Source organism: Paenibacillus sp. FSL L8-0158 (genome assembly GCF_038592965.1).
In the GTDB taxonomy this organism is placed as follows: domain Bacteria; phylum Bacillota; class Bacilli; order Paenibacillales; family Paenibacillaceae; genus Paenibacillus; species Paenibacillus polymyxa_D.
In genome coordinates, this window is sequence record NZ_CP151949.1 from 4,411,376 (window position 1) to 4,422,500 (window position 11,125).

Here is an 11,125-nt window from a genome sequence, read left to right on the forward strand (position 1 = left end):
ACGGTCACAAGCATTTTACGATTTGGAAACAGCTTCCTCAGATGCTGTGTCTTTTGCAATCGCATTGCTGATTGCACTGCGGTCAAAAGTCAGCTTCGTGACATCATTCACACGCAAAACTACTACATCATCCGTAATCTCCACAATTGTACCGTGAAGACCTCCGATCGTAATGACTTTATCTCCCTTTTTCAAAGCTTGAAGCATCGTTTGACGTTGCTTTTGTTTTTTCTGATTCGGGCGAATCAGCAAGAAATAGAAGATTACAAACATCAGAGCCAGTGGCCAGATCATTTGAAAAAGTCCGCCTGTTCCACCGGGTGCAGCAGCGGCTGTAGCAAAATGAAACATGTTAAATCCCCCTTTCGTATACTCTCCCTAAAACTTAAAAGCCTTTATCATTATCATGAAGACCGTACTGCTCAAAAAATTCATCTCGGAAATCAAGCAGCCTGTCATCCATAATCGCTTGTCTGACATTACGCATCAATTGTATTAAGAAATGCAAGTTATGATACGTTGTCAGTCGGAGCCCGAAGGTTTCATCCGCTTTAATCAAATGTCGCAAGTAAGCACGTGAATAATTGCGACAAGTATAACAATCACAAGCGGGATCAAGCGGGCCAAAATCACTTGCATATTGGGCATTGCGAACGACAAGACGACCTTGGCTGGTCATCGTTGTCCCGTTGCGAGCAATTCGCGTTGGAAGTACACAATCGAACATATCCACACCACGGATAGAGCCTTCAATCAAAGCATCAGGCGAACCCACGCCCATTAAATAACGTGGCTTGTTGGTAGGAAGCAGAGGAACCGTATAATCGAGCACTTCATACATCAAATGCTTTGGTTCACCTACGCTCAGTCCACCAATAGCATACCCCGGGAAATCCATGGAAGTCAAATCCGCAGCGCTTTGCTTGCGCAGATCTTCATGCATGCCTCCTTGAACAATGGCAAACAGCCCTTGATCATGAGGACGCGCGTGTGCCTCCAAACAACGCTCAGCCCAACGGCTGGTACGCTCCAGTGACTTTTTCACATACTCATATTCAGCTGGAAATGGCGGGCATTCATCGAAGGCCATCATAATATCTGAGCCAAGCGAGTTTTGAATTTCCATCGCCACTTCAGGCGAAAGAAACTTCTTATCTCCATTTAAATGAGAGCGAAAATGAACACCCTCCTCTGAAATCTTGCGCATTTCACTTAAAGAAAACACCTGGAATCCGCCGCTGTCCGTTAAAATAGGACGATCCCAATTCATAAACTTGTGCAGTCCGCCCGCTTCACGAATAATATCGTGCCCGGGACGAAGAAACAAATGGTACGTGTTACTCAAAATAATTTGAGCATCCATCGCTTTCAGTTCCTCAGGACTCATCGTTTTAACAGTCGCCTGAGTTCCCACAGGCATAAAGGTTGGTGTCTCAATAACTCCGTGAGGTGTGTGTACACGCCCGAGACGGGCTCCCGATTGCTTGCAGGTTTTGATATGTTCGTATCTTATTGCTGGTGCCATATTTTCTCTACCATCCTTAATTAATAAATGAACATTGCATCCCCGAAGCTGAAAAACCGATATTGTCGGTCAATCGCCTCCTGGTAAGCATGCATAATATTCTCCCTGCCCGCCAGTGCGCTGACCAGCATAACCAAGGTGGATTTGGGCAAATGGAAATTCGTAATCATCGCATCCACCACACGGAATTCATAACCTGGATAAATAAAAATCTGTGTCCAGCCACTACTGGCCTCTAATACTCCATCACCAAATTTACTCCCCACTGTCTCCAGCGTCCGGCAACTGGTCGTCCCCACCGCTACGACTCTTCCACCGCGCGCCTTGGTTTCATTGAGCACATCGGCTGTTTCCTGTGACAATGAATAGTATTCTTCATGCATTACATGCTCTTCAATCGTATCCACAGACATCGGTCTGAACGTTCCTAAGCCAACATGAAGTGTGATAAAGGCAACGGTAATGCCCTTCTTTTTAATCTGGTCCAGCAACTCTTCTGTAAAGTGCAGCCCTGCCGTTGGAGCCGCAGCCGAACCTTCATGCCGAGCATAAACGGTCTGATAGCGCTCGCGGTCATCCAATTGTTCCTTGATATACGGCGGAAGCGGCATTTGGCCCAAGCGGTCCAATATCTCCTGGAAAATACCGTCATATGAAAATGACAGTACCCTTCCGCCCATATCTCCTTCTTCCTCAATTACTGCTTTCAGCTCATCACCGAAAACGATAACAGCACCCTTTTTCAGCTTTTTACCGGGTTTCACCAATGCTTCCCATCGGTCTCCTTGCAGTTGCTTAAGCAGCAAAACCTCAGCCTTAGCTCCCGTGTCTTCTTTGATGCCAAACAGGCGTGCAGGAATCACTCTCGTATCGTTTAATACCAGCGTATCTCCTGGTTGAAGATACTGCACAATATCCGAAAACGTATGATGATCCACTTCACCGTTATTTTTGTTTAACGTCAGTAATCTGGAAGCGCTCCGTTCAAGCAAAGGCGTCTGTGCAATTAATGTTTCAGGCAGTTCAAAATCATAGTCGTTTACGTTCATATATTGGTCAGTCCTTAACTATATCCACATTTTTGTAATAGTGTTGCAAAATTTTCTTGTAATCATACCCCTGCTCGGCCAAGCCGTTGGCACCCCATTGGGATAAGCCCAAACCATGACCATTTCCTTTACCTGTAAAAATAAAGCTTTGTGTTTTGTCAATGACTCGTGCATGACGATCTTCATTCATGACGATCACCCCGTTACCACTTGAAGTACTGCTGCCAGATGCGGACAGGATTTGAGTGCCTTGTGTACCACTTACATGAGAAGTAGCCCCATCAGCGCCTAATACAGTATAACTTCCGGTACTCGCAATATCAAACAGTGTGCTCGGGAGTCCGCCCATCGCTGAGCGATACATATCAGGATATTTCACTTTCAAAGGGGATCCGTCCGCTTCAACCTCCAACACTCGCCCTGATGGACCACGTTTGGTGACATCGAGGTGATTAATAGAGGAAGGCACTGTGCCCGTTACTTTCCCTTGCAGGGATTTAGCAAGCTGAGCTGACGTAAAGGGCCCCCGCACCCATGCATAGTCTCCGGACTGAGGCACCTTTTCCAATACAATCATCTCTTCGCCTGGCTGCACCTTGGCTATTGGTGTAACTGTTGATTGGATTTGGGGAATAGGACGCACATTTGTATTCTCCGCAGTAACGGTGATTTTGTCTAACCCCGCTTCTGTGACACCCTCCAATTCCTTAGCATTATCCTCACGAATATACCCTGTCTTGCCACTGGAGAGGAGTACATGATACCATTCCTGTACCCCTTTTTGTGCCGAAGTATCCCCCGAGCTGTCTACGCTAGCAAAGGCTTCGCCACCACTGTTCCACACCTCGGAAGCATCTGCTGTCACACCGCCCGCATTAGATGAAAATACTGCTTCGACCACTTTACCGCCACTTTTAATGACTTCACCAGCTGTTGCATCTACAGCCTCATTGACGTTGGCATGTTCCGAGCTCTTCCCGTTGTAAGCCTGGCTTAACGTGCCATCTACCACATTGCCGATCTGAAACCGATTGCCTTGGGCAAGCGAGTAGCTACGAGCCGCTACCGCTTGAGCCTTGAGCGCTTCATCTGGCCATGAGGAATATACCTCTGCTCCTACCACAGAATACAAATACTGCTCCAAAGGGACTTCGTTCACAAGCGCCAGCTGGCCTGACGTCATGCCAATCTCCATCTCGCCGCGATATGTACGCTGTGATCTTTCCATCACTTGTACTCCATTATTACCGCCGTTGACAATTATCTTGCTATTATCAGAACCACTTAGCATGTAATGAGACATCACCTGCGAGCCGGTCGTGACTCCTGCTTCCTGTCTTATAATGAGGCCGGCTTGAGTAGCATTAACTTTAGACAACGTGAGTCTCGGCTGCTTGCTCTCCAGCTCAGTTTTCAAAGCCGACAGCTTGCTGTCATTACTTTCTTCTCCAACCCATACAGCATACTGACCTCTTGATTGAATCACAGTAAAAGCATCAAAGCCTGCCGCAGCAATTGTCGTTCGAACGAGATTAGCTTCCTGCTCGCTTCCATAGCTTCCTGTGGACCAATGCTTGTTTCCCTTCACCTCGGCCTGCGCTCCGGTTGCGGAGGAAATGCGCTGTACAGCAGCTTGCGCAGACTGTTCACTAGCATATATTCCCGCGTACACTTGATACACAGAACTACCATTTTTTGAACCGATAAAAACCGTAGGTTTATCATTAGTCTTTTGCAGGGCTTGCGCCGCTTTTATCGCCGCTGCTTCATTTCCTTCAAGCACCTTCACCCGATAGCTGTCTACACTAAAACGAGCCGTACTGTCTGGCAGTCCAATCCAAGTTTGAAAACTGCCTCCACTGTTCTGTCCAACACTCAAACCTCCTGATGATTTCAAGGTTACAGCGGGGACTGTCGCTTTATATTTGCTACCTAGATCCGCAAAAATCACTACACGAATATCCTCTTGGGCGGCAGCAGCGTGAACGCCCGAAGACCAAGGTATGCACACTGTAGCTAATACCATAATTGCTGCTGCTCGTTTGGCCCGGCCCATCCATGCACCGAAAATACTTTCTCGGTTAAATGCTTCTCCACTCATTTCTGGTTCCCCCAATCTAGCTGCCTAGCACTTATATTGCGTAATTTATCGGGATCTTGATCCTCGTCTGTCCCTTTAAATACATCGGCGGAATAAACCAAAATATAAACCCGCCAAAATCTTACTTATACTCTCATTCCCTCAATCATCCGTCATCCGATATCGTATTCACCATACTTGCATGTAACCATGCAATGATTTTTTTAAAAGTGCATCATGTTTCCTAATCACCGTGGATCCGTTGGCATGGGGATTCCAAGGTGGGCATATGCCGCCGGAGTCACTGTTCGTCCCCGAGGTGTTCTTTGTAAAAGACCAATTTGTAACAAATAGGGTTCATACACATCCTCAATAGTCTGACTCTCTTCACCAATGGTTGCAGCAATTGTGTCCAATCCTACAGGTCCGCCCCGGAATGAATGAATCATGGCCTTAAGCATTTTATGATCAATTTCATCCAGCCCGAGAGGATCTATTTGAAGTCTCTTTAGCGCCTCTGCAGCCAACTCAGAATGAATAATTCCGTCTCCGGCAACCTGGGCAAAATCACGCACCCTTTTTAACAGTCGGTTGGCAATACGCGGTGTCCCCCGTGAACGCAATGCGATTTCCTCCGCCGCATCCCCGACAATTTCAATCTCCATAATATCCGCGTTCCTGGACACGATGTAAGCCAGCTCGTCTGTCGTATAAAACTCTAATCGACTAATAACACCAAACCGGTCACGCAATGGCGCAGAGAGCAGCCCAGCGCGCGTAGTGGCCCCTATAAGAGTAAAGGGGGGCAAATCCAGACGGACCGAGCGTGCACTCGGGCCTTTACCAATCATAATATCCAGCGCAAAATCCTCCATCGCCGGATACATGACTTCTTCCACCGTACGATGAAGGCGATGAATCTCATCAATGAACAAAACATCACCCTCTTGAAGATTGGTCAGCAATGCTGCCAAATCTCCCGGTCTTTCAATTGCAGGACCTGAAGTCGTACGCAGATTAACCCCCAACTCATTGGCAATAATGTTAGCAAGAGTTGTTTTACCCAGCCCAGGCGGTCCGTATAACAGTACATGGTCCAACGCTTCTTTACGCATTTTGGCCGCTTCAATATATACTTTCAGATTTTCCTTAACCTGATTTTGCCCGATATATTCATTTAGATAACGGGGGCGAAGGCTTAGCTCTGCCGTCTGGTCTTCCATCATCAAATTGGCGGAAATAATCCGGTCATCCATATTCCATCGCTCCTCTTTTCACCAGACATTTGTTAACGGACATCCGCGTCCTATCCGGCAAACAACAGTTGCAAAGCCCGCTTCATCAAAATATCGGCAGATTCATCAGGTTTTGCATCTTTCTTCATTCTGCTCCATACCTTATCCAACTCAGTATCAGTATAACCGAGCGCCTTGAGCGCCTCACGGGCCTCGCCCCAATATGAACCTTCGCCTTCTTCTACGACAGGCTCAGCAAACAATCCGGTTGCCATCCCCAACGAGCCAATACCGTCCAGCTTGTCTTTCAAATCCAGAATCATACGTTGTGCAGTCTTTTTACCGATCCCCGGTAACTTGGTGAGAAATGTGATATTCTCCTGATAAATCGCCGTTACCACATGAGCGGGCGTACCGCCTCCTAAAATACCAAGCGCAACACGCGGTCCAATACCAGATACATCAATCAGTTTACGGAAAAGTTGCTGCTCCTCACGGGTCGCAAAACCGAACAGTAAAATAGCATCTTCCCTTACATGATGGTGAATGTAAATAACCACTGGACCTTCTGTTTTGGCGAAGGCGTAAGGATTCGGACAAAATACCCGATACCCTACACCCTGCACATCTAAAACGACATATTCATTTTCCAAATGGGCCACAGAACCACGCAAGAAATCTATCATTTTCGCAATACCTCATTTAATTTTGAATTTAGTCCATAGGAATGCGCATGACAAATAGCCACCGCCAAAGCATCCGCTACATCGTCCGGTTTCGGCACAGCTTGAAGCTTTAGAAACATTCTAACCATTTCTTGTACCTGTTTCTTCTCAGCCTTACCATACCCTACAATAGCCTGCTTTACCTGCATCGGCGTGTATTCACCTATAGGCAAATTACGTTGTTTTGCAGCCAGCACCAGCACCCCACGTGCCTGACTTACAGACATAGCGGTTGTAACATTGCGATTAAAAAAGAGCTTTTCCAGTGCTACCGCATCAGGCTTATATTTATCTATTAATTGCAACATGCCTTCATACACATGAAGCAGCCTTTCTTCTTCCGGTGTATGAGCCTCCGTCTGGATGCAGCCATACTGCACAGGCACCACTTTACTGCCAATCTTGTCTACAAACCCGAAGCCCACAATAGCAATACCCGGATCAATTCCTAGAAAACGCAAAAAAATCTCTCCCCTATCGCTCAATCATGGCGTAACTAACCAATAGCCAGCGTTATCCTGAATATACTCACGGCCAAATACCATATAAAGCGAACATATGTGTCGTTCTTTTCATTATAACAAAACTTTGTATCTAATAGAGGAAAAAATTTAAACGTGAGTAAAAACATAAAAAGAGACGCTTCAAGCCTCACCTCATGGGCAAAGCCTAACGTCTCGCAGTTGTAATCAATAGTGCTGTTTTAATACCCTCTGTGTTCGCTCCACGGCAAAGTCACTAAAAGTGGAGATTACACTGTTATACTCATTTATATCCTGTACACGGATTCCCTGCTGAAGTTGTTTATACACCCCTTCTGGCAAGGCCGTCTCCATGGAACCCACATCCAATTGAAAAAAAGTGCGGATAACTTTTTCTCTTTTAGGCAGCCCTTCATACAATGTAAGCTGGCCGTCAGTGCTCAAACCCATGTATCCACGCTCTTTGCATGACTCTGACAAGTCTTCCACCCTGCGTTCCAGCCACACCTCTCCTTTGGTATTAAGTCGTCCCTTCCAATCTGGATGTTGCTTCAGTAAGGTCTCTAACTGCTGTGAACTTAGCGTTCCCAAGGAAAGTGTTTCCGTACCACATACGTAGGTGGTTAACAGACGGGTCTTCCTGCTTATACCGGAAGCACGAATACTTTGCAATAGTTGCATCTGTGAGGAGTGATCTTCAGTTGGACCCAGATGTGAGGCCTCCTCCATGCTCTCCTCTGCCATGACGGTAGTAGCGAGTGGCTGTGACAACATAGCCTGCATATAATTCGAAAACAGAATACCCAACCCTGCCAGCAAACAAGCCGCACCAAAAATGCTACAGGCCCACACTGTTCTTCTCCACTGTTTCCAGCGCCGTTTCATCTGTTTTTTCCAACTTAATCGCTTCACAGTAATCCCTTCCGTCCCACTTTTTGTGTTAGTGTGACCTGGCGATTACTGATTTATACAAAAAGATAATTGATACAACAAAAAAGCCGCTGCTTCCAGCGACTTTCCTTTTAAATCGGGATGACACGATTTGAACATGCGACCCCCTGGTCCCAAACCAGGTGCTCTACCAAGCTGAGCTACATCCCGAAATACATGCCGGTGAGAGGACTCGAACCTCCACGGTTTCCCTCACGATTTTGAGTCGCGCGCGTCTGCCAATTCCGCCACACCGGCTTATAAAGTTAATGGCGCGCCCTGAGAGATTCGAACTCCCGGCCTTTTGATTCGTAGTCAAACGCTCTATCCAGCTGAGCTAAGGGCGCAAATATGGAGCGGACGACGGGAATCGAACCCGCGACCCTCGCCTTGGCAAGGCGATGCTCTACCGCTGAGCCACGTCCGCAATATCATTATATCCATGACATATAAGTGCATGAATGGTGAGCCATGAAGGACTCGAACCTTCGACACCCTGATTAAAAGTCAGGTGCTCTACCAACTGAGCTAATGGCTCCCAACAGGGTAATATAACTTTGTAAAAATGGCGGAACTGACGGGATTCGAACCCGCGATCTCCTGCGTGACAGGCAGGCATGTTAGGCCTCTACACCACAGTTCCATAGCAGTTTTCATTCAAAAGTTAATTGGTTGCGGGGGCAGGATTTGAACCTGCGACCTTCGGGTTATGAGCCCGACGAGCTACCGAACTGCTCCACCCCGCGATAATATTAGGGATTGCTATTTAAATAAATGGTGGAGGCTGAGGGGCTCGAACCCCCGACCCTCTGCTTGTAAGGCAGATGCTCTCCCAGCTGAGCTAAGCCTCCATACTACTTATGACCCGTAGGGGATTCGAACCCCTGTTACCTCCGTGAAAGGGAGGTGTCTTAACCCCTTGACCAACGGGCCGTACAATAAAATAATTATGGCGGAGAGAGAGGGATTCGAACCCTCGAGACGCTTTTGGCGCCTACACGATTTCCAATCGTGCTCCTTCGGCCAACTCGGACACCTCTCCATATGGCTCCCCGAACAGGACTCGAACCTGTGACAACTCGATTAACAGTCGAGTGCTCTACCAACTGAGCTATCAGGGAATATTAAGCATAAAGCTCTGCTTGGCGACGTCCTACTCTCCCAGGACCCTGCGGTCCAAGTACCATCGGCGCTGGAGGGCTTAACGGTCGTGTTCGGGATGGGTACGTGTGGAACCCCTCCGCTATCGCCACCAAACATGAATTTGCTACGCAAATTCTTCCGTATTGAAACTCGGTTCATCACAGCTGTGTGAATGAATTTCAATGCGTATTTCGTATGTATTTCTACATACCTTCAAGGTTACACCCTGAAAACTGGATCCGAAACTCATTTGCGTTTTATTTTAGGATAAGCCCTCGACCGATTAGTATTGGTCAGCTCCATGCATTACTGCACTTCCACCCCCAACCTATCTACCTCGTCGTCTTCAAGGGGTCTTACATACTGGGAAATCTCATCTTGAGGGGGGCTTCACGCTTAGATGCTTTCAGCGCTTATCCCTTCCGTACATAGCTACCCAGCGGTGCTCCTGGCGGAACAACTGGTACACCAGCGGTACGTCCATCCCGGTCCTCTCGTACTAAGGACAGCTCCTCTCAAATTTCCTACGCCCACGACAGATAGGGACCGAACTGTCTCACGACGTTCTGAACCCAGCTCGCGTACCGCTTTAATGGGCGAACAGCCCAACCCTTGGGACCTACTTCAGCCCCAGGATGCGATGAGCCGACATCGAGGTGCCAAACCTCCCCGTCGATGTGGACTCTTGGGGGAGATAAGCCTGTTATCCCCAGGGTAGCTTTTATCCGTTGAGCGATGGCCCTTCCATGCGGTACCACCGGATCACTAAGCCCGACTTTCGTCCCTGCTCGACTTGTAGGTCTCGCAGTCAAGCTCCCTTCTGCCTTTGCACTCTTCGAATGATTTCCAACCATTCTGAGGGAACCTTGGGGCGCCTCCGTTACTCTTTAGGAGGCGACCGCCCCAGTCAAACTGCCCACCTGACACTGTCCTCGCACCGGATCACGGTACCAAGTTAGAACCTAGATACGATCAGGGTGGTATCCCAAGGATGCCTCCTCTCAAGCTGGCGCTCAAGATTCAACGGCTCCCACCTATCCTGTACAGATCGTACCCAAATTCAATATCAAGCTGCAGTAAAGCTCCATGGGGTCTTTCCGTCTTGTCGCGGGTAACCTGCATCTTCACAGGTATTAAAATTTCACCGGATCTCTCGTTGAGACAGCGCCCAAGTCGTTACGCCATTCGTGCGGGTCAGAATTTACCTGACAAGGAATTTCGCTACCTTAGGACCGTTATAGTTACGGCCGCCGTTTACTGGGGCTTCGGTTCATAGCTTCGCCCGAAGGCTTACCACTCCCCTTAACCTTCCAGCACCGGGCAGGCGTCAGCCCGTATACTTCGCCTTGCGGCTTCGCACAGACCTGTGTTTTTGCTAAACAGTCGCTTGGGCCTTTTCACTGCGGCCCCCTCGGGCTATTCACCCTACCGAGGCACCCCTTCTCCCGAAGTTACGGGGTCATTTTGCCGAGTTCCTTAACGAGAGTTCTTCCGCGCGCCTTAGAATTCTCTTCTCGCCTACCTGTGTCGGTTTGCGGTACGGGCACCTTCTCCTGGCTAGAGGCTTTTCTTGGCAGTCTGAGATCATGACCTTCGCTACTGTAATTTTCGCTCCCCATCACAGCCCAGCCTTAACGATGTGCGGATTTGCCTACACACCAGCCTCACTGCTTAGACGGACATCCATCCGTCCGCGTCACTACCCTACTGCGTCACCCCATTGCTCATAACGGATTACGGTGGTACAGGAATTTCGACCTGTTGTCCTTCGACTACGCCTATCGGCCTCGCCTTAGGTCCCGACTTACCCTGAGCGGACGAACCTTCCTCAGGAACCCTTAGGCTTTCGGCGGATCTGATTCTCACAGATCTTTTCGTTACTCATACCGGCATTCTCACTTGAATGCAGTCCAGCGCTCCTTACGGTACACCTTCAACCCGCATTCAACGCTCCCC

At 48.3% G+C, this 11,125-nt stretch carries 8 protein-coding genes, 11 tRNA genes and 2 rRNA genes (1 of these 21 only partly in view); all 21 read right to left on the reverse strand.

All coding sequences use genetic code 11. From position 1 onward, the window contains the following. Positions 1-15 precede the first annotated feature (15 nt). Complete coding sequence (gene yajC, locus NSQ68_RS19360) at positions 16-351, reverse strand: preprotein translocase subunit YajC (RefSeq protein ID WP_342426921.1); 336 nt, start codon at positions 349-351, stop codon at positions 16-18. A gap of 34 nt (positions 352-385) precedes the next feature. Beyond that, positions 386-1,525 carry a tRNA guanosine(34) transglycosylase Tgt gene (tgt, locus tag NSQ68_RS19365; protein ID WP_039275028.1) on the reverse strand — a complete coding sequence of 380 codons (1,140 nt, stop codon included), beginning with the start codon at positions 1,523-1,525 and terminating at the stop codon, positions 386-388. A gap of 20 nt (positions 1,526-1,545) precedes the next feature. Further along, a complete protein-coding gene (gene queA, locus NSQ68_RS19370) occupies positions 1,546-2,574 on the reverse strand; it encodes a tRNA preQ1(34) S-adenosylmethionine ribosyltransferase-isomerase QueA (RefSeq protein WP_342426922.1) in 1,029 nt (342 codons plus the stop codon). Between the two features lie 7 nt (positions 2,575-2,581). Then, positions 2,582-4,675, reverse strand: coding sequence for a SpoIID/LytB domain-containing protein (locus tag NSQ68_RS19375; RefSeq protein ID WP_342426923.1), 2,094 nt, complete (start codon positions 4,673-4,675; stop codon positions 2,582-2,584). Positions 4,676-4,902: 227 nt separating this feature from the next. Next, on the reverse strand, positions 4,903-5,910 hold the full coding sequence (gene ruvB / locus NSQ68_RS19380) for a Holliday junction branch migration DNA helicase RuvB (protein WP_013372650.1): 1,008 nt from the start codon (positions 5,908-5,910) through the stop codon (positions 4,903-4,905). A gap of 50 nt (positions 5,911-5,960) precedes the next feature. Beyond that, positions 5,961-6,575, reverse strand: coding sequence for a Holliday junction branch migration protein RuvA (gene ruvA, locus NSQ68_RS19385; protein WP_307347889.1), 615 nt, complete (start codon positions 6,573-6,575; stop codon positions 5,961-5,963). Further along, on the reverse strand, positions 6,572-7,075 hold the full coding sequence (gene ruvC / locus NSQ68_RS19390) for a crossover junction endodeoxyribonuclease RuvC (protein ID WP_025716926.1): 504 nt from the start codon (positions 7,073-7,075) through the stop codon (positions 6,572-6,574). Before ruvC ends, ruvA begins: the two co-directional genes overlap by 4 nt. A 228-nt stretch (positions 7,076-7,303) precedes the next feature. Continuing rightward, positions 7,304-8,008 carry a BofC C-terminal domain-containing protein gene (locus NSQ68_RS19395; RefSeq protein ID WP_342426924.1) on the reverse strand — a complete coding sequence of 235 codons (705 nt, stop codon included), beginning with the start codon at positions 8,006-8,008 and terminating at the stop codon, positions 7,304-7,306. Between the two features lie 115 nt (positions 8,009-8,123). Then, positions 8,124-8,197 (reverse strand) — tRNA-Pro (locus NSQ68_RS19400). A 7-nt stretch (positions 8,198-8,204) separates the two neighbouring features. Further along, a tRNA-Leu gene (locus tag NSQ68_RS19405) sits at positions 8,205-8,284 on the reverse strand. Between the two features lie 12 nt (positions 8,285-8,296). After that, positions 8,297-8,373 (reverse strand) — tRNA-Arg (locus tag NSQ68_RS19410). 5 nt (positions 8,374-8,378) lie between these two features. Next, positions 8,379-8,453, reverse strand: a tRNA-Gly gene (locus tag NSQ68_RS19415). A 35-nt stretch (positions 8,454-8,488) separates the two neighbouring features. Further along, a tRNA-Lys gene (locus tag NSQ68_RS19420) sits at positions 8,489-8,564 on the reverse strand. Positions 8,565-8,592: 28 nt separating this feature from the next. Continuing rightward, positions 8,593-8,669, reverse strand: a tRNA-Asp gene (locus NSQ68_RS19425). A 26-nt stretch (positions 8,670-8,695) separates the two neighbouring features. Beyond that, positions 8,696-8,772, reverse strand: a tRNA-Met gene (locus NSQ68_RS19430). Positions 8,773-8,801: 29 nt separating this feature from the next. Next, a tRNA-Val gene (locus NSQ68_RS19435) sits at positions 8,802-8,877 on the reverse strand. Between the two features lie 10 nt (positions 8,878-8,887). Further along, positions 8,888-8,959: transfer RNA gene (locus NSQ68_RS19440), tRNA-Glu, on the reverse strand. A 17-nt stretch (positions 8,960-8,976) separates the two neighbouring features. After that, positions 8,977-9,068 (reverse strand) — tRNA-Ser (locus NSQ68_RS19445). Between the two features lie 3 nt (positions 9,069-9,071). Beyond that, positions 9,072-9,147, reverse strand: a tRNA-Asn gene (locus tag NSQ68_RS19450). Between the two features lie 19 nt (positions 9,148-9,166). Next, positions 9,167-9,283: ribosomal RNA gene (gene rrf, locus NSQ68_RS19455) — 5S ribosomal RNA — on the reverse strand. Positions 9,284-9,432: 149 nt separating this feature from the next. Continuing rightward, positions 9,433-11,125, reverse strand: a 23S ribosomal RNA gene (locus NSQ68_RS19460) (it continues 1,234 nt past the right edge of the window).